Source organism: Blastomonas sp. UPD001 (assembly GCF_003426715.1).
GTDB lineage: Bacteria > Pseudomonadota > Alphaproteobacteria > Sphingomonadales > Sphingomonadaceae > Blastomonas.
Genome location: NZ_QKVT01000001.1, coordinates 2496773 through 2519911 on the forward strand (window position 1 = coordinate 2496773; position 23139 = coordinate 2519911).

Consider the following 23139-nt stretch of genomic DNA (forward strand, 5'->3'; position numbering starts at 1 on the left):
CCGGCGCAGCTCGAGCAGCGCCGCCACCTGGCGGGCGAGCGCGGCGAGCTGCTCGGCACCCTCGAAACCCTCGCGGGGGCGGCTGTCGGACAGGCAGATGGTGCCCAGCGCATAGCCTTCGCCGTTGATGATCGGGGCCCCCGCGTAGAAGCGGATATGCGGCGGGCCGGTGACCAGCGGATTGTCGGCAAAGCGCGGATCGGCGCGCGCATCGAGCACCACCATGACCTCGTTCGAGCGGATGGCATGGTCGCAAAAGGCGATCGAGCGCGGTGTTTCGGCCAGGCCCAGGCCCAGCGCCGCCTTGAACCATTGCCGCTGCTCCTCGACGATCGAGATGAACGCGGTCTCGGTGCCGCCGAGCGCGCGCGCGAGGCCGACCAGATCGGAATAAAGGCCGTTATCGGGATCGTCGGGGCCGAGCTGATAGGCGCGAAGCGACACCAGCCGCCCGGCCTCGTCGTCGTTGCGGAAATTCGCCTGGCTGAGGTTGAGCAGCATCGACCCGTCCGTAATGGCGCGAGGCATGCCGCGCATCAGGTTTTGGGCAATATAGGCCCGGATGCGGCCAGCGCCATACGAAGCCGAGCTTTTCTTTGAACGGGCCGGGGCCGAACTTGCGGCTTAACGCCCGTGCGGCACGGTGCTAGAGCCGCCGCAAACCACCCATCAACAGAAAGTCTGCGACCCATGAAGACCCGTGCCGCCGTTGCCTTTGAAGCCAAGAAGCCGCTGGAGATCGTCGAGCTCGACCTCGAGGGACCCAAGGCAGGCGAGGTGCTGGTCGAGATCATGGCGACGGGCATCTGCCATACCGATGCCTATACGCTCGACGGCTTCGATAGCGAGGGGATCTTCCCCAGCGTGCTGGGGCATGAGGGCGCCGGGATCGTGCGCGAGGTCGGCGCGGGCGTGACCTCGGTCAAGCCCGGCGACCACGTCATCCCCTTGTACACCCCCGAATGCCGCCAGTGCAAAAGCTGCCTCAGCGGCAAGACCAACCTGTGCACCGCGATCCGCGCGACCCAGGGCAAGGGGCTGATGCCCGACGGCACGACGCGGTTCAGCTACAAGGGCCAGCCGATCTATCACTATATGGGCTGCTCGACCTTCTCGAACTTCACCGTGCTGCCCGAGATTGCGGTGGCGAAGATCCGGGAGGACGCGCCGTTCCAGACCAGCTGCTATATCGGCTGCGGCGTCACCACCGGAGTCGGCGCGGTGATCAACACCGCCAAGGTGCAGGTCGGCGACAATGTCGTGGTGTTCGGCCTGGGCGGCATCGGCCTCAACGTCATCCAGGGCGCGCGGCTGGCGGGTGCGGACAGGATCATCGGCGTCGATATCAACCCCGATCGCGAGGAATGGGGCCGCAAGTTCGGCATGACCGCGTTCCTGAACAGCAAGGGCATGAGCCGCGAGGACGTCGTCGCGAAAATCGTCGAGATGACCGATGGCGGTGCGGACTATACCTTCGACGCGACGGGCAATACGGACGTCATGCGCACCGCGCTGGAGGCCTGCCATCGCGGCTGGGGCACATCGATCATCATCGGCGTGGCCGAGGCCGGCAAGGAGATCGCGACGCGGCCGTTCCAGCTGGTCACCGGGCGCAACTGGCGCGGCACCGCGTTCGGCGGCGCGAAGGGCCGCACCGACGTGCCCAAGATCGTGGACATGTATATGCAGGGCAAGATCGAGATCGACCCGATGATCACGCATGTCATGGGGCTGGAAGAGATCAACACCGCGTTCGACCTGATGCACGCGGGCAAGTCGATCCGCTCCGTGGTGGTGTTCTGATGCCGGTCGCGGTGGAAACCCTCTCGTCGGCTAAGAGCTTCGGCGGCGAGCAGGCGGTGCTGCGCCATGCCTCCGAGGTGACCGGCACCGACATGACCTTCTCCGTCTTCGTGCCCGACCATGAAGAGGGCGCGAAGCTGCCGGTGGTCTGGTATCTGTCGGGCCTGACCTGCACGCACGCCAATGTCACCGAAAAGGGCGATTTCCGCCGCGCCTGTGCCGAGCTCGGCCTGATCTTCGTCGCGCCCGATACCAGCCCCAGGGGCGAGGGCGTCGCGGACGACCCCGAAGGCGCCTACGATTTCGGCCTGGGCGCGGGCTTCTATGTCGATGCGACTGAGGAGCTATTCGCGCCGCACTACAGGATGTGGAGCTATATCACGCAGGAGCTGCCCGAGATCATCGGCGATTGCTTCCCTGCGGACATGACGCGCCAGTCGATCATGGGGCACAGCATGGGCGGGCATGGCGCGCTGACCATCGGCCTCACCCATGCCGACCGGTACCGTGCGGTCTCGGCCTTCGCGCCGATCGTCGCGCCGTCGCAGGTGCCCTGGGGCGTCAAGGCGCTGACCGGCTATCTGGGCGAGGATCGTGCGGCCTGGCGCAAGCACGATGCGGTCGCGCTGATCGAGGATGGCGCGCGCGTCCCCGCGCTGCTGGTCGACCAAGGCGATGCCGACAGCTTCCTGGCCGAACAGCTCAAGCCGCAGCTGCTTGCCGAGGCGTGCGCCGCGGCGGGCATCGACCTGACGCTGCGCCTGCAGCCAGGCTATGACCACAGCTATTATTTCATCTCCACCTTCATGGAGGATCACCTGCGCTGGCACGCCGCGCGGTTGAAGGGCTGAGCGACGCCGGTCAGGGCTGGATGGTGACGCTCGCCGTGCCGCTGGCCCAGACCGGCAGGTACAGCCCGGCGCCGGCCGCCTGAAGCTGTCCGGTCTTCGCGCGCTTGACCTTGGCGTGGATGATCAGGTCGCCGGTGCGTTTGGTCTCGATCGCCGCATCGATCTTGCCGAGCAGTTCGGCATAGTCGCGCTCGAAATTCTGCGCGAGCATCTCTGCCACCATCGGCGCGACGCCGGGCGCGTTGATCATCTCGAGGATCAGGTCACCGCCGGTCATGTCGGTGGTGCCGGTGACCTCGAAATCCTCGAAGCCGACGCGGCGCGAATCCTCGGCATTGACCGGCTTGCCCGTCATCCAGACGGTGCCCGTGGTCGGCGTCCTGCTGCCGCGTTCGTGCGCGCTGAAGGTCAGGCCGACCGCGATCTTGCCGCCCCTGGTGCCGTAGATCGTCGCTGCCTTGAAGGTCGCATCGACCGGGTTGAGCCCCGGCACCTCGAACGGGCGGCGCGAGCGCTTCTGCAGCGCCTCGAGCAGCACCGGCTGCAACTCGCGAGGTTTCGGTGAGCGCGCGCATGCCGAGCTTCAGCCTGAGCCTGCCCTGCACGATCTCGTACCCGCCATATTGCAGCGCGCGCGGGGTGATGCGCATCCACACCTCGGGGTTGCGCTCGTTGAGCACCACCGAGGTGAAGGCCGAGGCCCAGGCCTTCTCGATCTGGCGGCGCAGCTCGAGCCTGCCGAGCTCGCCGGGCAGCTCGCGCTCGAGTTTCGCGATAATGGGTGCCAATTCGCGCTCGGCCTCTTTCGTGAAGCGGATCTTCTGGCCGAGAAACTCGACATGCGGCTCGGTGGTCCAGTCGTAGCGAAGGTCGAGCGTGCCGCGCGGCGTCCAGTCGCGCGCGATGGCCATCCGGATATCGGCATGCACCATCGCCCGCGCGGTCGCGGTCTCGCGCTTGAGGATGCCCGCGATATCCTCGGCGCGCACGACCGCCGTGATCGGGATAGACAGGCGGATGCGCTGGCCCGAACCCGTTACCGCGATCGCGCCGCGCGTCACCTCGCCGACGATGCGGCACTTGATCTTGGGTGTCTTGACCTTGGCGATCCCCAGATCGACCTTCTCGCTGGCGACGCAGACCTGGTCCTTTTGGTCGATGCTCCACAGGCGGCGCGGGACCTGCCGCTCCATCGCGCGCGCGAGGTTGCCGAGATCGGCCTCGACGGGCACCGAGACGAGCGACGCCTGGGGCGGAACCGTGATCGCATCGTCGGTGCGCGGCGGGCGGCCCTCGTCGCGCCAGCCGCCGCAGCCTGCCAGCAGCACCAGCCCGGCGATCGCGAGCGCGCGGGCGGCGATGCGCATCAGCTGCTCGCCACGACCATGCCGTCGATGCGCAAGGTCGGCACGTTGACGCCATAGCGGAACTCGAGATCGTCGGCCGGGATCAGCGCGGCAAACATGTCCCTGAGATTGCCGGCGATGGTGATCTCGCTGATCGGCTCGGCCAGCTGCCCGTCGCGGATGACGAAACCGCTCGCCCCCCGGCTGTAATCGCCGGTGACGCCATTGACGCCCATGCCGATCAGCTGGGTGACGTACAGGCCGAGCTTGATGTCGGCCATCAGCGCCTCGGGGCTTTGCGTGCCGGCTTCCATGTGCACATTGCTCGATCCGGTCGACGGCGCACCGCTGACCCCGCGCGAGGCATGGCCGGTCGGCGCTTCGCCCAGCTGCCGCGCCGAGGCGCTGTCCATCATCCAGCCGCTGAGCACGCCCTGGTCGACGATCCGCCAGCGCGTGGTGGGCAGGCCCTCGCCATCGAAGGCGCGCGATCGCTGGCCGCGGGGCCGGTGCGGGTCGTCAATGATCGACACGCTCGAATCGAATACCGGCTGGCCGCGCCGGTCGAGCAGGAAGCTGGTCTTGCGTGCGATCGCGCTGCCCGCGATCGCGCCCAGCAGCGGCCCGAGCAGCGATCCGCCCGCGCGGCGATCATAGATCACCGGCATCGGTCCGCTCTCGATCTTCCCCGTGCCCAGCCGCTCGACCGCGCGTTCGCCGGCGCGGCGCCCGATCGCTTCGGGCGGTTCGAGATCGGCGAGGAAGCGCGTGCTGTGCGAGGCCGAATCGCGCTCCATCTGGCCGTCGCGCGCGGCGAGCACGCTCGCGCCGATGCCATAGCGGCTGCCGCCATAGCTGCCGCAGAAACCGTGGCTGGTGGCGAGCGCCATGACTGATCGCACCGCGCTGGCCGATCCGCCCTCACTGTTGGTGACGCCGGGCACCGCGCGCGCGGCATCCTCGCAGGCGAGCGCAAGTTCGCGCAACAGCGCCGGATCGGGATCGCTGCCGTCGTCGAGCTCGAGATCGGGCAGGGGGCCGCGCATCAGCCGCTCTTCGGGGGCGAGGCCCGCATAGGCATCTTCGGGCGCGAGCCGCGCCATCGCGACCGCGCGCTCGGCGAGCGTCGCAAGGCCCTGGGGGCTCACGTCCGCGCCCGAGACGCTCGCCGACTGTTTCCCGTGAAACACGCGCAGGCCGATCCCTGCGCTTTCGGACCGCTGGACGTCCTCGAGCGCGCCCAGCCGCATCTGCACATCGGTGGAAGCATCGCAGGCGAACACCGCATCGGCGGCGGTCGCGCCAGCGGCCATGGCGCGGGCGACAAGGTCTTGCGCCAGGTCTCTGGCTTGGTCGGGGGTCTGCATCAACGCGATGTAGGTCGCTGGCTGCCGATGGTCAATCGGACCCGCGGGTTCAGATCAGCGTCTGCAATCCCTTGAAGAGAGCAACGAAACCGAAGGGAAAACCGATCGCGAAGAGCCAGATGCCCAGGCGATCGCCGCGATAGGCGCGGCCAAGCTCGGCTTCGGAGGTGCCGCTGCGCACCAGGCGCTGCCAGCGCTTCTCGACGCGGCGGCACAGCGGAATGACGATCCCGACCAGCGCCACCAGCCCCATATAAGGCAGGATCGACGCGCCTTCGCCCCGGATCGCCTGCATCACCACGAAGATCTGCAGGCCGGTATACATCAGCAGCGCATAGGCGACATGATTGCTGATCCGCTTTTCCCAGAGGCTTTCGGCCGCGACCGGCTTGACGATATTGGCATTGTAGCGCGCGGTCTCGAACCGCTTTTCCAGAGCATTGGGCATATGCATTCCCCTGCCTTGCCAGATGCAGGCCCCACCCCTGCATTTGGGGGAGTGTGTCATCGATGTGACAGCTTGGCAAGGGGCGTTAACCCCGTGCCTCAGGCCGCGATGCCTTCGGCCTTGCGCAGTTCCTTGCGGTCGAGCTTGCCGATCAGCGTCTTGGGCAGCGAGTCGCGGATATCGACCGCGATCACGCGCTCGTGCTTGCCGAGCTGCGGGTTGAGCCAGGCCATCAGCGAGGGTCCGTCCGCCTCGGCATCCTCCTGCAGCGCGACGAAGGCCTTGGGACTCTCGCCGCGATAGGCATCGGGGACGCCGATCACCAAAGCCTCCTTCACCGCCGGGTGGCGATAGAGCACTTCCTCGATCTGGCTCGGGAAGACCTTGAAGCCGCCCACCGCGATCATGTCCTTGATGCGGTCGACGATGCGGATATAGCCGTCCTCGTCGATCTGCCCGACATCGCCGGTGCGCAGGAAGCCGCCGATGAACACCTCGGCATCGGCATCGGGGCGGTTCCAGTAGCCGCGCATCACCTGCGGCCCCGCGAAGATGATCTCGCCCGGCTCGCCGGGGGCCACGTCCTTGCTCGGGTCTTCCTTGTCGACCAGCCGCACCAGCGTGCCGGGCAGCGGCTGACCGATGGTGCCGGGCTTGTTCAGCCCCTCATAGGGATTGGTCGAGACGACGCCGCTGCTCTCGGTCAGGCCATAGCCTTCGACGACATTGGCCCCGGTGACCTTCTCGAACCGCGCCTTGACCTCGGCGGCGAGCGGCGCGCCACCCGAAATGCAGGCGCGAAGCGACGCGAACCGGGTGTTGGCAATTTCCGGATTGTCGAGCAGCGCCTGATACATGGTCGGAACGCCAGGCAGCGCGGTCACCTGGGTGCGCGTGATCGCCTTCAGCGCCGCCGCCGCCTCGAAGCGCGGCAGCATCACGATCTCGCCGCCGTTGAGCACCGTGCGGTTGAGCACGCAGGTATTGGCGAAGACATGGAAAAAGGGCAGCACCCCCAGGATCCGGTCGTGCTCGCTATCGTTGCGCGGATCGATCGCGTTGACCTGGCGCGCATTGGCCGAGAGATTCTGATGGCTCAGCATCGCGCCCTTGGGCGTGCCGGTGGTGCCGCCGGTATACTGGAACAGCGCGATGTCGCGCTCGGCATCGATCGGCACCGGCGTGTAGCGGCCATCATTGGCGATCAGCTTCGAAAAGCGCGTAATGCGCGGGTCGCGGGGGACCTCGGCGGTCTCCTGGCCCTTGAACAGCCGGAACAGCAGCGACTTGACCGGCGGCAGTCCGCCCGCGACCGACCCTACGACCAGCCGCTGGAGCCCCGACCTGTCGAGCACCTTGAGCGCGGTGGGCAAGAGCGCGGTGGCCGAGAGCGTGAACAGGATCGTCGTGCCGCTGTCCTCGACCTGATGCGCCAGTTCGTCGACGGTGTAGAGCGGCGAGAAATTGACCACGGTCGCGCCGGCCGCCATCGCGCCATAATAGGCCGCGACATAATGCGGCACATTGGGCAGGAACAGCCCCACCCGGTCGCCCTTGCCGATGCCCCGCTGCTGCAGGCCCTTGGCTACGCGCGCCACGCCGCGGGCGACCTGATCGTAGCTGTACTTGCGTCCCATGAAATCGAGCAGCGGCGCCGATCCCTTGCGCGCGACCGAAGCAAAGAACATGTCGGGCAGGGACAGCGGCGCGAAGGTCTGATCCCAGGCGCAGGGATGGTTGTAATGCGTCTTCCAGATCGGCTCTGCACCATCGGCAGCGGCGGAAAGGGCGGGCGAAGCGGAGGCAGGAGCGTCAGTCATTGACATCACTGTAAATAAGCGACGCGCACCGCACAAGCCGCTTGCCATTCATAAGCGCGATCGCCTCCGATAGAAGGCTTCAATTGAAATGTCTGCAGATAACCAATAGACAGGTGACCGAACTAGGACAGATGAAATGATACGCTTCGGCAATAAAATTACAGCCATTATTGGGATGTTATTGCTGGCTTTGACCATGCCGCTAGAGGCGCGCGAAGTGCTGAATGTTCCGGCAAACGCGCGGTGGAAGCATGCTGCCACTGGTATCATCCTCAATCCCGTTCTCGCCGGATTGAACAGGACCGAAATTGCCACGACGGCACCGATGGAATTGGATGTTCAGGCACATTACGAAATTTCCAGCGGCGCGACAATTGCAACCGTCTATATATTCCGTCCGGGTGCCGGGGATCTGGCCATATGGTTCGACCGTGCCAATGCAAGCCTCGCCGCGTCTGACAAATGGGTCATTCAATCGACTCTCGAATCGGGTCCTGCGGCCTTGCCTGTGGGTGAGGCCACGGGCGCCTTCAAGGCCGTGTATGCGACGGGCGGCGGGTCCATTCGATCGACTGCCGTCGTGCTGGTGCCGATGGGCGAATGGATCGCGAAAATCCGGCTGAGTTCCCAGACCGAAGAGGCCGATGCGCTTTCGGAGCTCATGACGGCGATTGCGCGCCAGATCACCTGGCCCGAAGCCACCCGCATGGCTGCGGCCGCCGCGCCGGTACAGCCATGCGCCAAGGCGATCGCATTCGGCAAGTCCGCCCGGCCCGTGGGTGCCGATAGCAACCGACGCCTCGGTAACGCGCTGCTGGATGCATTGATGTCCAGCATAGAGCCGGACACGGACCAGCCCAGAACTTCCCAAGGGCATGTCTGGTGCCGTGACTCGGTCGTGGGTGCCCATGCTGTCTATCGCCAGGCCGATGGAGAAGATGACAGCTACATGCTGGCGCTCAGCGACGCGGGACGGGCGATCATTGTGCGCCCCGCGCCCAATCTGCTGGATGCCGGCGAGAACAGCAAGACCCGCTTTGCTGTCGCGCTGCACCAGCTTGATCGGATATTCAGCTATCGCAATTTCGACCGCATGGTCCCGCCGCAGCAGGCGCTCGAGATTATCGAGAAGGAAAGACCCGTCTCTTCGGTTTCCACAACCGGCAGCGACAAGACGATCACGCTGGGTGGTGGGGGCCGATAGCCGCTTGCATCGCGGCGCGGCTTTGCTAGGCGCGTTGCCCATGACCGCGTACAAACCCGGAGACCCCGTATCGGTGCGGCGGCTTTATGGCCGTCAGCAGAACCACAAGCTGCGCCTGGGCCAGGCCGAACTGGTCGAGAAGCTGCTGCCGCAGATCAGCGTGCCGGAAGAGGGCGAGATCACCTCTCGCCGGCTGTTCGGCGACGATCGCCCGCTGCATTTCGAGATCGGCTTCGGCGCGGGCGAGCATATGGCCTATCGCGCCGACATGCTGCCCGATCACGGCTTTATCGGCGCGGAGCCCTTTCTCAACGGCGTGGTGGGCGCGTTGCAGCATGTGCGCGAGCAGAACCTTTTCAACGTACGGCTGCACATGGGCAATGCCATCGACGTGCTTGAGCGCGTGCCCGATGGCGCGCTCAGCTTCGTCTATCTGCTCCACCCCGATCCCTGGCCCAAGGCGCGCCATGCCAAGCGGCGGATGATGAACAAGGGGCCGGTCGACCTGATCGCGTCCAAGCTCAAGCCCGGCGGCGAATTCCGCTTCGGCACCGATCACCCCATCTATGTCGCGCATGCGATGATGGTGATGAACGACCACCCCGCCTTCGACTGGCTGTGCGAGCGCCCGAAGGATTTCCTCACCCGCCCCGGCGGCTGGCCCGAAACGCGCTACGAGGCCAAGGCCCGCGCGCAGGGGCACGAGGTCTGGTACTTCCGTTTCCGGCGGAAATAGATCAATCGTTTATCAGAGCAAATGTAGCATTATCAGTATTTTATGCCGAAGTGTGCCGCCGCGCACCGCCGCCCATTTCCGCATCGGTGATTGCTGGGTGATTACTTTTCTGGTACATGAGGTTCGTCATGGCCACCGGGAAAATCACTAAGCGAACCCTCGATGCGCTCCAAGCTGGAGCAGTCTCGGGCTTCCTGTGGGACGACGAGTTGAAGGGGTTCGGACTCAAGATCACGGCGGGTGGCTCGGCCTCTTACGTCGTCCAGTATCGTATGGGCGGCCGAGAGGCCAAGACGCGTCGATACACGATCGGCGGTCATGGATCGCCTTGGACACCGTTCACGGCCCGAGAGGAAGCGACACGACTTCTGCGCTTGGTGGCCCAAGGGATCGATCCGGTCGAGGCGGATAAGCAACGCCGGCGAGAAGCTGTGGATCTCGCCTTCTCCAACTATGCTGACCGTTTTGCCGCCGCTTGCAAGGGCAAGGGCTGGTCGACACTGGTTACGCGCTCGCTCCACCTTCACGTCAAACCGGTTCTCCGGGACAAAGCCCTGCCAAGCATCACGCGCGTTGATGTCGTCGCTGTGTTCGATCGGATGCCGAAGGAGCAGGCTGCCAATCGGCGCAACGTCTTTGCCGTGCTGCGACGCTTGTTTCGATGGGCAGTAAGCCGCGGCGATATTGACCGAAGTCCGATGGAGGGAATGGAGACCCCAAAGGCGGTCAAGGCTCGCGAGCGCTGGCTGAATGACAATGAGCTCGCGCGGGTTTGGATCCATGCTGCGAAGTGCCATCGATGCTTCGGCCCGATCGTTCGTCTGCTGATCGCCACGGGCCAACGCCGCGAGGAGATTGGTGGTCTCCATTGGCAAGAGTTGAGCCGCTCCGAACGCGAAATGCGGCTGTCGGGAGATCGCACAAAAAATGGCGAGCCAACAACCATCCCCCTTAACGATCTTGCGATAGCCGAACTCGACAATGTGGCGGGGAGTGAAAAATGGCCTTCCCGTGGAAGAGTGTTCCCCACGGCAACTGGCGGCGCGTTCATGGCCTATCACAAGGGCAAGACCAAACTCGACGGCTTAATTTCAAACGATGGCGGCCAACCCGTCCCAGCTTGGCGTCTCCATGACCTGCGCAGAACGCTCGCAACGGGGTTTCAAAGGTTAGGGGTGAGGTTTGAGGTCACTGAAGCTGTTCTCAATCACGTGGGAGGCTCGCGAGCTGGCGTGGCAGGCATTTACCAGCGTCATGACTGGAAACCCGAAAAACGGGAAGCGTTACAAACGTGGAATGATCACCTCGCGCGTTCCGTGGAAGCGATCACGAGTAAAAAGCCGCGTTAGGCGCGGGTTGGTCTATGGGTGCTAAAACGCGGTGTATCGCCTGGGGCGGCACAGAAGTTCGACTCCTGCCTGGGGCGCCGCGGCGCCTCTCGTAGCACAAACTTATCGCATACCCTCAAGGGCCGGCCGCCGGGCTATGGCCCACGCATATCGCGGGGCTTGATGCAAAGAGTTTGCAAATGGCAGTTTGGGACGTTGCAGTAACGCAGTTTTATGGCTTCCCTTCCACGTGATTCTTGAGCTGATTCAAAACAAAATCCCACATACCGTCGACGACCTCATAATACTCTCCTGCCATTGCATTGCTATGCGTGACATTGAGGACGCATTTGCCGTTGGCCGAAGCAAGCTCATAGGATATCGTCATAAAATTCTCTGGCGTGCGTTCGGTTCCGTGATTGTCACTCCAGTACGTGTACTTAAAGTGGCGGCCGCGCTCAAAAGCGTCGATTGTCCCAAAATCTGTGAACGAACCACCGGCATGTTCGCCATAATAGTTCACGGTGCCGCCAACGCGCATGTCTGACTCAACGCGCTGCACTGGATAATGCTGAACAATCTGATCCGGCTGGGTTACGGCATCGAAGACAATTTCCGGCGCTGCAGCTATCAAGATTTGCTTCTTTATTGTAACTCGTTTCATTGTAGTCACTTTCTGCAAGTCAGGGTGAGAGGGTTAAGTCCCCACAAAAATGGCGGCTCGCTTTTCCCAAAATGCCGCAATGCCCTCACGGTGATCAGCAGTCGCGCCGGCGCGGCATTGAGCGACACGTTCAGCGTGCAGTTGTTCCTCAAAACTTACATCCGCCGCCTGCCATGCAAGCTGTTTCGTAAGCTGTAGAGCCAATGTAGGGCCTGATGCCAGCGTTTGAGCAATGTCCAATGCGGCGGTTATCAGCTCTGTTTGCGGTACGACCTGATTGATCATTCCCCAAGCCAGGGCTTGTTCAGCCGACAGCCGCTGTCCGGTGAGCATAAGCTGATTGGCGCGCACCCGACCAATAGCTTTGACAAGAAGATGGCTTGACCCGCCATCTGGGACAAGACCGATGTTTCGGAAGGCCTGAACGAAAAAGGCTTTCTCACCAGCAACAATCATATCACCCGCCAGAGCAAGCGAGCAGCCAAACCCTGCTGCGGCACCATTGACCGCGATCACCAGTGGCAGCGGGTAGCGGGTAATGCGCAAGATCAGCGGGTTGTAGCGCTCTTCGACAGACCGGCCTGCGTCGTAGGAAGGATGCGCTGGGTCGAAGCCACCGCCTGAAAGACGGGCACCCGAGCAGAAGCCCTTGCCCGCCCCAGTCAGCACGACTGCTCGCGCTTCGTTCTCTGCCTTGTCGAGCGCGAGGAGCAAGCTCTCCGTCATCGCTCTTGACATTGCGTTCAATGTCCCAGGGTCGTCCAAAGTTAGTAATGCAGCCTTACCGTGCAGTTCGTAGGTGACTGATGACCCCTTCAGCATTTTTGGTGCAGCCTTTGTCACAGCTTGAACCCACCATCTCTCGGATTGTACACCTGATTGCGAAATTTGCGTTGGGCAATGAAGCTAGCGCGAACTTTCTCAAACAGCTCGTAACGTCCCGGGAACGGGTTGTCGTTGACCTCAAAAGCTTTACCTATCTCCATGAATGGGCGCCTGATGGGGCAATAGGCAGGCCATCCGAACCCATTGACTGCGCGCAATGTACCTTCGCTCGCAAAGCGCACCCAACAGTCGGACATTCGTTCCGACAGTTCAATATCGGCGTCTGTCACTGGGCCTGTCGCCAGCACAGGATAAACAAACGATGATTTGCGCGCGACGTGTCCGAAAACATAAGGGATCTCTGCCATATGGTAGGCGCCAAGGCCCATATGATCATCTGACGGCTTGTGGCTAAAGATGTAAACGTGGGACTCGGCGCCTGCAGAGAAATTGAGCCGGGCCCAGGATTCCATGCTGCTCAGCCCGCCCTGCAATCCATCGCGATAAGCTTGCATCGCGGACTGCCGAACATCGTCGGCAGGGAAAAGGGTCAGGAATTCATCGGAATGGTCACCCATGCGCGCGCGGACAAGCGCGATATAATCGGCTGCTTCTTCAGGGATCGGATAGAGTCCGAAACTGCCAAGCAGTTCGGGCTCATCGCTGTTGAAGCCAGCGAGCACCGGGACTTTCTGATGGTTACCGGCCTCAAATATATCTCGAACCTGGGCAGGCAATATCCAGCCGTCGACAACTGCTTCGGCAAGCATCATGTCCGCATCCCACCGCTGCAACAGTTCGCTTGCCGAAAGATCACGCAGGTCTCTCAGACGTGGGACCCGGGCATTTGCAGCCCAGGATGCGTGCACCTGCTCGACCGGCAAAGCATCGTCGACCATTGCAAATGCGGATCGCATTCGAGTCATGCTTGACCCGCTTTGGCCTATAGCGCGATGAAACAGGCCGTCTGAAAGCGGGCTTGCCTGCAACTGGCTAACTGCCCAGGCGCCGGCAGACTCGCCAAAAATGGTTACACAATCTGGATCGCCGCCGAAGGCCGCAATGTTCTCCTGAATCCAGCGAAGCCCTTGTAAGAGATCGCTCAAGCCATAATTGCCGGACACGCCTTCGGCAGATTCTCGGGCAAGCTCGGGATGGCTGAAAAAGCCAAAGGCACCGAGACGATAGGCAAGGCTTACAAGAACCACATCTTTGGCCGCCAAAGCCGTGCCATCATATTCCGGATAAGCGGTGGAACCGCTGATGAAGCCGCCCCCGTGAATCCAAACCATGACGGGTCGCATGTCGCCCGGTTCCGCCTTGGTCCAAATGTTCAGATAGAGGCAGTCTTCGCTGGTCGGCCAATCGGGATGTGAAAGAATTGTACCCTGAGGAAGTGGGGCCTGCATTGCTGCAGGCCCCATACGGTCCGCGAAACGCACGGCCCCCCATTTGGGCATGGGCTCCGCTGCTTTCCAACGCCGGTTTCCAGTAGGAGGGAGAGCGTAGGGAATTCCGAGGAAAGTAGCAACCTCAGCCAAATATGACGTTGTTCCCCGTACCCGTCCAGCGGGTGGGTGACGTTCAATAGAAACCATCTTACATTACCCGCTAACGATTGTTAGGATTTGCTGCGACTTAGGCATGATTCAGAATTCTACCCCAAGCCGTATCCCGTAAACTCGGGGCGACTGTACTAATGAGTTGTAGTTCGGCCCCAAAATCGTAGCTGTAAGCAATCGAGACTCAATAATATTAACATCTCCAATATTGTTTGCAAAAATCTCGAAAGAATAACGACTATCGTCACTGTGCCATCCAGCACGCACATTTCCGCGACAATACGAATCTAAACCTTCATCTTGCCTATTAAAAGGCGTTATTGTTTGGTCGTCAACGCAGGACAAATCACCTCGAACCATGATCTCTCCGCTACTGCCCAATTCAAACTCATATTGAGCGCCGACACCGAATTTCCAAGTCGGCGAATAGGTCAATTGATTACCCCGAAGCTGAACATTCCCCGCAGTGATATTCAGCGGATCAGATGTCAGAAAATCCCGATAACGAGCGTTCAGATACGTAAGGTTGGCATCAACGGTGAGTGCATTGCTGGGGCGCAATTGCATCTCCATTTCCAAACCATATACTCTAGCCCTAGCCGCATTCACTAGCTGTGCCTGCACTGTCTCGATCTTGTTTTCTTGCTTGTTTTTGTAGTCGTTATAAAACCCGGTAAGGTTGAACCGCAGCCGCTTATCCAGGAATGTGCTTTTCAGCCCACCTTCGTATGAGTCGACTGTCTCGGGGCGATAGGATGGCTGAGTTCCGCCAATGTTGAAGCCGCCGGACTTATAGCCGCTTGAGTAGCTGGCATAGAGCATGACGTCATCATTGACGTGATAGCGAAGGCCTGCGCGCCAATCGAAGCTTTCCCAGGCATCAGCTTGACGGAAGTCTGTCACCGTCACGAGGAAATTCGGAAAGTTCAAATTCTCTGATGAGCGCTTCTCGTCGCGCGAGAAACGACCACCAATCGTAAACTCGAGAGTTTCCGTGATCGGGCCGTCAAGCTGCACAAAGCCGGCGTAGGAACGCGCCCTGAGAACACCGTCCAAGTTGATTCGTGAGAATGTGGTGGGAACGAACGTGCCAGGCCCTTGGTTTGCGGCAAACGGGAAGGTGTCGATATTAAACAAAACCTCTGAGTTTTCATCGTACAGGAATAATCCGGCGACGCCAGCCCAGCGACCGTTGGATGGGGCCGGGTCGAGGGGAACAGGTTGAGCACCGTGCCCTGATAGGTCTTGCGATCCTCGGTATAGCGCAGCCCGCCGGTGAGCTCGAGCCCCGTGGCGACCTCCCAGCTCAGTTCGCCGAACACCGCGAACGACTTGGTTTCGAGGTCCGACAGCTGGAGGTCGCGGCTTCCCGGTCCGCCGGCCAGGATCGACGCGATGACCGGCGGCGACGGCGGGAAGGAAATCGGCACCGAGGCGCGCTCGTCGGTATCCTCGTCGAAATAATAGCCACCCAGAATGCCGCTGACCGGCCCGGCATCGAGCTGCAGCTGGAGTTCCTGGCTGAACTGTTTCGACTTCGCGCCGACATCGGTGGTGAGGATGACGAACGGCGTGTTGTCCGCGTCGCGGATGCCGCGCGACTGCGTGTCGCGATAGGCGGTGATGCTCTTGACCGTCAACGCCTCGGACAGCTCCAGGCTGGCGGTGGCCGACAGCCCCCAGACCTTCGAGGTGCTGCTCACCGGCGCGGTGCCGCCGTTCACATAGGGGCCGCGATTGTAGAAATCGTTGGCGCAGCGCGGATCGTTGATCAGCGGCACATTGGGCGCGCCGAAGCGCGGGTTGCCGGGCGTCAGCGGCGCGAACGGGATGGTTGCGCCGGGGCATCCGGCACCGACACTGGCAATCGCGGGGACCGGGGCCTGTTCGTTGATCCCGGCAAAGACGAACGGTGCGCCATTCTCGTTGCGCTCGGTATAGTCGCCGCGCACCAACAGGGTGAAGCTCGGCGATGCCTCCCATTTCAGCGAGGCGTTAAGCGTGTAGACATTGTCATTGCCCAGCCGCAGCCCATCGAACTGGCGCCGGACATAGCCATCGCGCTTGCGGAACCCGCCCGAGACGCGGGCGGCGAGGTTTTCCGCGATCGGCAGGTTGAGCGCGGTCGATCCCTCGATCAGATTGTCCTCCCCCGTACGCAGGCGACTGCGGCCGGAAAACTCGCCGAACTCGGGCTCGCGCGTGTTGACCAGGATCGCGCCGCCGATGGTGTTGCGGCCGAACAAAGTGCCCTGCGGACCGCGGAGCACCTGCACGCTGGCGATATCGCCCAGCTCGATCGTGCCGCCGACCGAGCGGCCGACATAGACATCGTCGATATAGACGCCGACACCCGGATCGACCGCTGCGGTCGGGTCGACCTGGCCCACGCCGCGGATGAACACGACGGCGGCGGCGCTGTTGCCCGAAAGCTGGCCCGCGGGCTTGAACTGCAGGCTGGGGGTGAAGCGCTCCAGATCCTGCGTCTGGGTGATCTGGCGATCCTCCAGCGCCTCGCCGCTGAACACGGTGACCGCGACCGGCGTCTCCTGCAGCGATTCCTCGCGGCGGCGCGCACTGACGATGATTTCCTGCGGCTCGGCCTCGCTCGCGCTGGAAGGCGTCTGCGGACCGGTCGACTGCGCCGATGCCTGTTGCGGCAGGCCGCCGAGCGCGAGCAGGCCCAGAGCGGTGGTGGTCGCGGCGCGGATACGGGTTTTGCGAATCGGGCTCATGGCATTCTCCCCATGTGCATTTCTCGTCCGGAAATGCTATGTGAGAGAACATTGCAGATCGCCCCCGACGGCTCTAATCAGATTTGCGGCATGCCCATAAGAAAAACCTAAGTCTGTTTGGGGCCTTCCAGCGCGGCCGTCGTGCGCTCGAGCACCAAGGCACTCGACGAGATGCGCTGGCTTGCAGGACGGCAGACCGTGAGGACCGCAACCGGTCGGTCCGGGATCATCCCTGCCCGGGCTTGCGCGCCGCCTTGTCGAGGTCATAGGCGCCGAGCCCCGGCTTGTAGCTCTTCTCGTCGATGAACTGCCGGATGCCTTCCTTGCGGCCATCGGTCTTGTCGTGGAAATTCGCCGCTTCCTGCATACGGACCAGATAGTCCTCGGCTTCGTCATAGGTCATCACGCCGACCCGGCGGACCGCATCCTTGGCGAACTTGAGCGCGACCGGGTTCTTCTTGAGCAACAGCTGCGCCACCTCGGTGGTGCGCGCCTCGAGCCGGTCGAGCGGCACGCTCTCGTTGACCAGCCGCATCGCGCTCGCCTGCCTGCCGTCGATCAGCTCGCCGGTCAGCGTCAGCCACATCGCGTCGCGCATCGGCAGCAGATCGACCACCACCTTGGTCACCCCGCCGCCGGGCAGGATGCCCCAGTTGATCTCCGACAAACCGAACTGCGCCTCGTCCGCGCAGATCGCCAGATCGCACGCGAACAGCGGGCCGAAGCCGCCGCCGAAGCACCAGCCATTGACCATCGCGATCGTCGGCTTGTGGAACCAGCGCAGGCGCCGGAACCAGCCATAGCTCTCGCGCTGCGACTTGCGCACGCCGCGCAGCCCCTGCGCCTCGGTCTCGCGGAAATATTCCTTGAGGTCCATGCCGGCGGACCAGCTGTTGCCCTCGCCGCCCAGCACCAGCACGCCGACATCGTCACGAAACTCCAGCTCGTCGAGCACCTCCATCATCTGGCGGTTGAGCGTGGGGTTCATCGCGTTGCGTTTTTCGGGCCGGGCGAATTTCACCCAGGCGATGCGATCTTCGACGCGGACCGAAACCACCTGACCGTCGGACATGCTCTTTCCCCTTTTCACTTTGCTGCACAGCGGGGCGGATTTGTATGCAATGCGTACAATTTGCGCAATCGGAAACGCACTGTCGCTTGTCGCGATCGGTCAGGCTTGGGGGCTGCGCCTGCGCGGTCGGGACCGTGGGGAGGGCGTCGCGATCCTTTCGAGCATCGCGCTCAGCAGCGCGGCCTCTTCGCCGGTCAGGTTCTCGACCAGCACCCGATCGGCGGTGTTGATCGCGGCCAGCATCGCCGCGATCTGCTCCTCGCCCGTTGCCGTCAGGTGCAGCGCGTTGGTGCGCGCATCGCGTCCGGCGCGGCGTTCGATCAAGCCCTTGTCTTCCAGGATGTTCACCTGCCGCATCGCGCTCGACCGGTTGATGCCCAGCGCCTGGCCCAGCGCGGTCTGGTCGCAGCCGGGATTGTCGCGGATGAGCAGCAGCGCGGTCATCTTCGCCGGAGACAGGCCAAAAGGCGCGAGCGCGCGGCGCGCGTCCCGCTCTGCGATCAGGCTTGCCCGCTGCAGCTGATACCCGACCAGCTGCCGCAGATCCTCGCCCTGCTTCATCGGCATCGGCTCATCTCCTCGGCCCAGTGTCCCCTTGCCTATCAGCCGGGCTTGTCGAGCATGAAATAGAGCGCGGCGACCAGCGGGACCGTCGCGACCAGCCCCCAGAACAGCCAGCGCCGAGCGAGCATGCGATAGGCTTCGGGTACCTCGCCGGCCTGTTCGAACGCCCGGGCCATGCGCGCCTGCCGAACCTGGATGGGGATAAGGATACCCAGCCAGATCACCCCCGCCACAACGAAGCTGACCTGGCTCCACAACAGCCAGGTCGGTCCGGGAAAGTCGTAGCGCGCCTCGTACATCGCGCCATAGCCGCCGATGATCGTCAGCACGATGCCCGGCACCGTCAGCCCGAAATCGGTGCCGGTGACCATGCGCTGGCCGAAGCCGACGATCGGCGCGCTGCGCGTGCGGTCGGCAAACACCTTCCACACCGCGGTCACCGTGATGTTGCCCAGCAGCAGGATGACGCCCAGCACATGCGCGAACTTGTAGATCGAAAATGCCGTCATCGCCCCTGCCCCGGATTGCTGGCGCGCCAGCATGGGGACCGATGCTAACCGCTCGCTGCCCGCGTGTCTGCGATTTTCTGCGGAATTCCCATGCCTCTCCCCGATCTGACCGCCGCTCTAAGGGTCATAGTCACAGCGAAGCATATTGCGCTACTGACATCAATCTGATCTATGGTGCGCCGTCCGAAGCAAGGAGGTCGCATGCCGGATCGGGAACCGCTGATCGATCGCAAGTTCGCCAGCCGGGTCGACTGGAACCTGCTGCGCACCTTTGTCGATATCGTGCGCGCGGGCGGCATCGGCGCGGCGGCGCGCAAGCTCAACCGCCAGCAGCCGAGCATCAGCGCGGCCCTGAAGCGGCTCGAGGATCATGTCGGCACCGTGCTGCTGATCCGAACCGCCACCGGGGTCGAGACGACGCCCGCGGGCAAGGCGATGATGGCTCTTTGCGAGGACATGCTCGAATCCGCGCGGATGATGCCGCACCAGATCGCGCAGGCGACCAAGCGGGTCGAGGGCTTTGTCCGCATCCAGATCGTGTCGGGGCTGATCTCGCCCGAATTCGACGAGGCGATTGCCAGCTTCCACCGCCGCAACCCCGATATCCATATCGAGATCCGCGTCTCGCCCTGGCGGCAGGTGCTCGATGCACTCGAACAGGGCGAAGTCGAGATCGGGGTGAGCTATGACAGCGCGGTGCGTGGAGGGCTGATGTACGAGCCGTTGCTGGTCGAGCGCCAGCAGCTCTATTGCGCGCGCTCGAGCCCGCATTACGGCCATCGCTACAGCCGCCTGACCGATCTGCGCGACGAGCATTTCGTGCTGACCGGCGATGACGAGATCGAGCTCATCACCAACCTGCGGCGCCGCAATGGCCTGGGCACCAAGGTCAGCGGCCTGGCCGAGGATATCAACGAGGCGCAGCGGCTTGTGCGGCTGGGCGTCGGCATCGGCTTCCTGCCCGTTCCGGCGGCGGAGGAGGATGTCGCGAAGGGTCGGCTCTGGCCGATGCTCTACGCGGATATCGAGCCCGCCTATGACATCTATCTGCTCGCGCGCACCGATCCCGCGCGCGACACCGCGACGCAGCTGTTCTGGGACGAGGTGTTCCGTCGGGTGCGCGCGATGCGCGAGGCATAGATGCGGACTATGACTTTCATCGCATTTTTGCCTCTCCCGACATGATGCAGTGCAGCGCAGACTTTCGACCGGTTTCGGAGCTGCGCAATGACGATTTCCCTCAAGGACAGGCTGTTCAACCTCGTACCGCCCATGATGGTGGCGCTGGTGGTGCTATTCTGGGCCTATGCGCCCAAGGCGTTGACGGACATCCCCTGGCTGCTGATCGTCACCTCGTCGCTGATCACGCTCACTGTCCTGCTCCTCGAATTCGTGCACGAGCGACACGCAGGCTGGCGGATGAACTGGCAGGAATTCCGTACCGACCTTTTCTACGTCGTTCTCAGCTCCACCGTGATCGCCTGGCTGAGCAAGACGCTGGCCGAGGATCCGCTGCTCGCACTCAAGGACTGGCTCGGCATCAGCACCACCTGGATGGCCGAGGTGCCGTGGCTGGTGCAGGTGATCATGGTCGTGGTGATCCTCGAATTCGGCCAGTACTGGATGCACCGGCTGATGCACAATTCGACCGCTTTCTGGCTGACGCACGCGCCGCATCATCACATCACGCAGCTCAATGCCGCCAAGGGCTATGTCGGCAATCCGATCGAGCTGTTCCTGATCAGCCTCAGCGTCCTCGCCTTTTTCGATTTCGATCTGACCGCGCTCTTCGCGGGACTGAACGTGCTCAATGTCGTCTCGACCTTCGCGCATGCCAATGTGAAGGCCGATCCGCCGATCTGGTACTCGTTTTTCTTCACCACGATCCGCCATCACAGCCTGCACCATTCGACCGATTACGAGGCGACACGCTGCAACTATGGCAATTCGCTGATCCTGCTAGACCGCATCTTCGGTACCTACAAGGAGGGCGAAGGCGTGCTGGTCGGCCAGGACGATCGCAAGCGGCTGACCATCTGGGAGCAGACGATCTTCCCCTTCGTGCCGCTGATCGAGCGCTGGAAGGCGCGCCGAAGCGATAGCGGCGGGACGAGCGCTCCGGCATGATCGACCTGCGCGCCCGGCGGATCGACGCGGCGCGCGAGGCGCTGGGCCAGGGCGACCTGCAGGCAACGCACAGGCTCGCGGCCTCGCTCCTGCATGACGACCCGCGCGACGCCGAGGGCCATTTCCTGCTGGGCGTCACCCTGGCCGATGCCGGGCAGATCGCACCCGGCATTGCCAGCCTCGAGCGCGCGGTGGCGCTCGACCCGCAGGGCGAATATCGCGCGCAGCTCGCCAAGCTCTATGCGATGGTCCGGCGCGAAGGCGACGCGGCGTTCGTGCTCGAACAGGCCGAAGCCGCGCTTCCCGCCGATGCGCTCAGCCGCGACACCATGGGCTGCGTCTATGCGCGGCTGGGCAACCATCCCGCCGCGCTCGGGCATTTCCGCGAGGCGGTGCGCCTGCAGCCGTATAACAGCGAGTATCGCTACAATCTTGCCGTCACGCTCAATTTCCTGGGCCGCATCGACGAGGCCGAAGCTGCGCTTGAGGCGCTGATCGGCATGGCGGGCGACCATGCCCGCGCGCACCATCTGCTCGCCAGCCTGCGCAAGCAGAGCGCCGAGAAGAACCATGTCGCGCGGCTCGGCCAGACCTACGCGAAGGCGCGCGAGGGGCGCGACCGGCTGCTGCTCGGCTATGCGCTCGCCAAGGAGCTCGAAGATATCGGCGAGCCCGAGCGCGCGCTCGACATATTGTGCGAGGCCAATGGCGAGCACCGCCGCGCACTCGATTACGATTTTGCGCGCGATGCGGCGAATTTCGATGCGATCGAGGCGAGCTTGGCCGATCTCAAGGCCGCGCCGTGCGCTCGGGCCGAAGCGGACGCGCCGATCTTCATCATCGGCATGCCACGCACCGGCACCACGCTGGTCGACCGCATCCTCTCCTCGCACCCGCACGTCGAGAGCGCGGGCGAGCTGCAGGCGATGCCGCTGGCGGTCAAGCGCGCGTCGGGCACGCGCAGCCGCAACGTGCTCGATCCCGAGACCATCGCACTTGCCGCGCGCAGCGACATGGCCGCGATCGGCCGCGACTATCTCGAGCGTGCGCAGCATCACCGGCGCGATCCGGCCAGGCGCTTCATCGACAAGTTTCCGGGCAATTTCCAATATGTCGGCTTCATCGCGCGCGCGCTCCCGAATGCCCGGATCATCTGCCTGCGCCGCCATCCGATGGACACGGTGCTGAGCAATTTCCGCAACCTGTTCGCGGTCAGCTCGCGCTATTATGATTACAGCTACGATCTGCTCGACATCGCCGCCTATTATGCGCGGTTCGATCGGCTGATGCGCTTCTGGGCCGATCAGCTCCCGGGCCGCGTGCTGGAGGTGCAGTATGAGGACCTGATCGCCGACCAGGCGGGCCAGACGCGCCGCCTCCTGGGTCATGTGGGCTTGGACTGGTCGGACGACTGCCTGTCCTTCCACACTAATTCAGCGCCGGTGTCCACGCCCAGCGCCGCGCAGGTGCGCCGTCCCATCTACAGCGATTCCGTCGCGCGCTGGAAGGGCCATGCCGATGTGCTGGCGCCGGTATCGCGCTTCTTCGAACAGCACGGCATTTCCGCCGCATGACCGGGAGCTTGTTGCCTATGGCCCGCTTTTTCGCCCCTGCCGCCCTGGTGCTCGCTGCGCTCGGCATAACTGCCCCCGCGATCGCGCAGCCCGCACCTGCGCCGAAGCTGCGCGTGGTTGAATGCGGCGCGGAAAGCTGCCTCAGAATCACCGGCCATCGCGACGACAGCGCTGCGCCGGTCCTGCTCAACGGGCACGAGATTGCGGTCAACGGTCGGCACCGCTGGACGGCGCGGGTGCCGGTGGCCAAGGTCCGCCACTGGTCCGCACCCTATGCGCGCAGCATCCAGCTTTCCGTGGCAAATGAAGAGCATAGCGCCCGGCTGCCGGTCGGCCTGCTAGGCACGCGCGGCGACCTTGCGATGCTGGTCGTCTCGGTCAAGTAATAACGGGGTCAAGCCAGAGTAATAAAAGTACAAAACCGGGTTATATATTGAAAGTTTTCTCCCGCGCGGCTATAGCGGTCGCCAGCGGCCGCAGAGCTGCATTTGTCTGACGCAGGAGAAAACCCCATGAAAACCCGGCTCGTGGCGCTCGCCACCGTCGCGTTCGCCCTGACCGCCACTGGCGCGGTCGCCAGCGAAACCGCCCCCGCCAGCAACCC

22 protein-coding genes and 1 pseudogene are annotated in these 23139 nt (G+C 63.3%); 9 read left to right on the plus strand and 14 right to left on the minus strand.

Translation table 11 applies throughout. The features are described from left to right. A partial coding sequence (locus DM995_RS21880; protein ID WP_232824374.1) for a GAF domain-containing protein occupies positions 1-537 on the minus strand: 537 nt, incomplete at its 3' end. A gap of 153 nt (positions 538-690) precedes the next feature. Here DM995_RS21880 and DM995_RS12700 point away from each other — a divergent pair. Then, positions 691-1803 carry an S-(hydroxymethyl)glutathione dehydrogenase/class III alcohol dehydrogenase gene (locus tag DM995_RS12700; protein ID WP_116969658.1) on the plus strand — a complete coding sequence of 371 codons (1113 nt, stop codon included), beginning with the start codon at positions 691-693 and terminating at the stop codon, positions 1801-1803. Next, complete coding sequence (gene fghA / locus DM995_RS12705; RefSeq protein WP_232824375.1) at positions 1803-2654, plus strand: S-formylglutathione hydrolase; 852 nt, start codon at positions 1803-1805, stop codon at positions 2652-2654. The genes DM995_RS12700 and fghA overlap by 1 nt, the downstream gene beginning before the upstream one ends. 10 nt (positions 2655-2664) lie before the next feature. On the opposite strand, the gene DM995_RS22660 is transcribed toward fghA, so the two are convergent. From DM995_RS22660 to DM995_RS12725, 5 genes and pseudogenes are all read right to left on the minus strand, one after another. Further along, positions 2665-3192 (minus strand): DUF4403 family protein, encoded by a 528-nt coding sequence (locus DM995_RS22660; protein WP_353653361.1) that lies wholly within the window; start codon positions 3190-3192, stop codon positions 2665-2667. Positions 3193-3268: 76 nt separating this feature from the next. Further along, positions 3269-4021, minus strand: a pseudogene (locus tag DM995_RS22665) (DUF4403 family protein); the annotation flags it as partial. Then, positions 4021-5367 carry a TldD/PmbA family protein gene (locus DM995_RS12715; protein WP_116969659.1) on the minus strand — a complete coding sequence of 449 codons (1347 nt, stop codon included), beginning with the start codon at positions 5365-5367 and terminating at the stop codon, positions 4021-4023. The pseudogene DM995_RS22665 and the gene DM995_RS12715, both read right to left, overlap by 1 nt. A 49-nt stretch (positions 5368-5416) precedes the next feature. Further along, on the minus strand, positions 5417-5815 hold the full coding sequence (locus DM995_RS12720; RefSeq protein WP_116970455.1) for a hypothetical protein: 399 nt from the start codon (positions 5813-5815) through the stop codon (positions 5417-5419). 98 nt (positions 5816-5913) lie between these two features. Beyond that, a complete protein-coding gene (locus DM995_RS12725; RefSeq protein ID WP_116969660.1) occupies positions 5914-7635 on the minus strand; it encodes a long-chain-fatty-acid--CoA ligase in 1722 nt (573 codons plus the stop codon). Positions 7636-7771: 136 nt separating this feature from the next. On the opposite strand from DM995_RS12725, the gene DM995_RS12730 reads away from it, so the two are divergent. The 3 genes from DM995_RS12730 (at position 7772) to DM995_RS12740 (ending at position 10924) form a co-directional block, all read left to right on the plus strand. Beyond that, positions 7772-8839, plus strand: coding sequence for a hypothetical protein (locus DM995_RS12730; RefSeq protein ID WP_157973196.1), 1068 nt, complete (start codon positions 7772-7774; stop codon positions 8837-8839). A 40-nt stretch (positions 8840-8879) separates the two neighbouring features. Beyond that, a complete protein-coding gene (trmB, locus tag DM995_RS12735; RefSeq protein ID WP_116969662.1) occupies positions 8880-9575 on the plus strand; it encodes a tRNA (guanine(46)-N(7))-methyltransferase TrmB in 696 nt (231 codons plus the stop codon). A gap of 128 nt (positions 9576-9703) precedes the next feature. Beyond that, positions 9704-10924, plus strand: coding sequence for a tyrosine-type recombinase/integrase (locus tag DM995_RS12740; RefSeq protein ID WP_116970456.1), 1221 nt, complete (start codon positions 9704-9706; stop codon positions 10922-10924). 211 nt (positions 10925-11135) lie between these two features. Here the strand turns inward: DM995_RS12740 and DM995_RS12745 are convergent, their stop codons facing one another. From DM995_RS12745 to DM995_RS12775, 8 genes are all read right to left on the minus strand, one after another. Further along, positions 11136-11567, minus strand: a complete 432-nt coding sequence (locus DM995_RS12745; protein WP_116969663.1) for an SRPBCC family protein — start codon at positions 11565-11567, stop codon at positions 11136-11138. Positions 11568-11600: 33 nt separating this feature from the next. Then, positions 11601-12389: an enoyl-CoA hydratase-related protein gene (locus tag DM995_RS12750; protein WP_116969664.1), complete on the minus strand. Its 789-nt coding sequence runs from the start codon at positions 12387-12389 to the stop codon at positions 11601-11603. 17 nt (positions 12390-12406) lie between these two features. Then, positions 12407-13990: a carboxylesterase/lipase family protein gene (locus DM995_RS12755; RefSeq protein ID WP_116969665.1), complete on the minus strand. Its 1584-nt coding sequence runs from the start codon at positions 13988-13990 to the stop codon at positions 12407-12409. A gap of 51 nt (positions 13991-14041) precedes the next feature. Continuing rightward, a complete protein-coding gene (locus DM995_RS21885; protein WP_353653362.1) occupies positions 14042-14863 on the minus strand; it encodes a TonB-dependent receptor domain-containing protein in 822 nt (273 codons plus the stop codon). 17 nt (positions 14864-14880) lie between these two features. Beyond that, positions 14881-16689 (minus strand): TonB-dependent receptor, encoded by a 1809-nt coding sequence (locus DM995_RS12760; protein WP_116969666.1) that lies wholly within the window; start codon positions 16687-16689, stop codon positions 14881-14883. Positions 16690-16915: 226 nt separating this feature from the next. Next, a complete protein-coding gene (locus tag DM995_RS12765; RefSeq protein ID WP_031318368.1) occupies positions 16916-17761 on the minus strand; it encodes a p-hydroxycinnamoyl CoA hydratase/lyase in 846 nt (281 codons plus the stop codon). Between the two features lie 99 nt (positions 17762-17860). Then, positions 17861-18328, minus strand: coding sequence for a MarR family winged helix-turn-helix transcriptional regulator (locus DM995_RS12770; RefSeq protein WP_232824377.1), 468 nt, complete (start codon positions 18326-18328; stop codon positions 17861-17863). A 35-nt stretch (positions 18329-18363) separates the two neighbouring features. Continuing rightward, on the minus strand, positions 18364-18834 hold the full coding sequence (locus DM995_RS12775) for a DUF2269 family protein (protein ID WP_116969668.1): 471 nt from the start codon (positions 18832-18834) through the stop codon (positions 18364-18366). A gap of 201 nt (positions 18835-19035) precedes the next feature. Here DM995_RS12775 and DM995_RS12780 point away from each other — a divergent pair, with 201 nt between their 5' ends. The 4 genes from DM995_RS12780 (at position 19036) to DM995_RS12795 (ending at position 22921) form a co-directional block, all read left to right on the plus strand. Beyond that, positions 19036-19974: a LysR family transcriptional regulator gene (locus tag DM995_RS12780; protein ID WP_116970457.1), complete on the plus strand. Its 939-nt coding sequence runs from the start codon at positions 19036-19038 to the stop codon at positions 19972-19974. Positions 19975-20061: 87 nt separating this feature from the next. Beyond that, positions 20062-20961: a sterol desaturase family protein gene (locus DM995_RS12785; protein ID WP_116969669.1), complete on the plus strand. Its 900-nt coding sequence runs from the start codon at positions 20062-20064 to the stop codon at positions 20959-20961. Then, the gene (locus tag DM995_RS12790) at positions 20958-22535 is read left to right on the plus strand and encodes a tetratricopeptide repeat-containing sulfotransferase family protein (protein WP_116969670.1); all 1578 of its coding nucleotides are present in this window, start codon (positions 20958-20960) and stop codon (positions 22533-22535) included. Before DM995_RS12785 ends, DM995_RS12790 begins: the two co-directional genes overlap by 4 nt. Before the next feature lie 17 nt (positions 22536-22552). Next, the gene (locus tag DM995_RS12795) at positions 22553-22921 is read left to right on the plus strand and encodes a hypothetical protein (RefSeq protein WP_116969671.1); all 369 of its coding nucleotides are present in this window, start codon (positions 22553-22555) and stop codon (positions 22919-22921) included. The last annotated feature ends 218 nt before the right edge of the window (positions 22922-23139 follow it).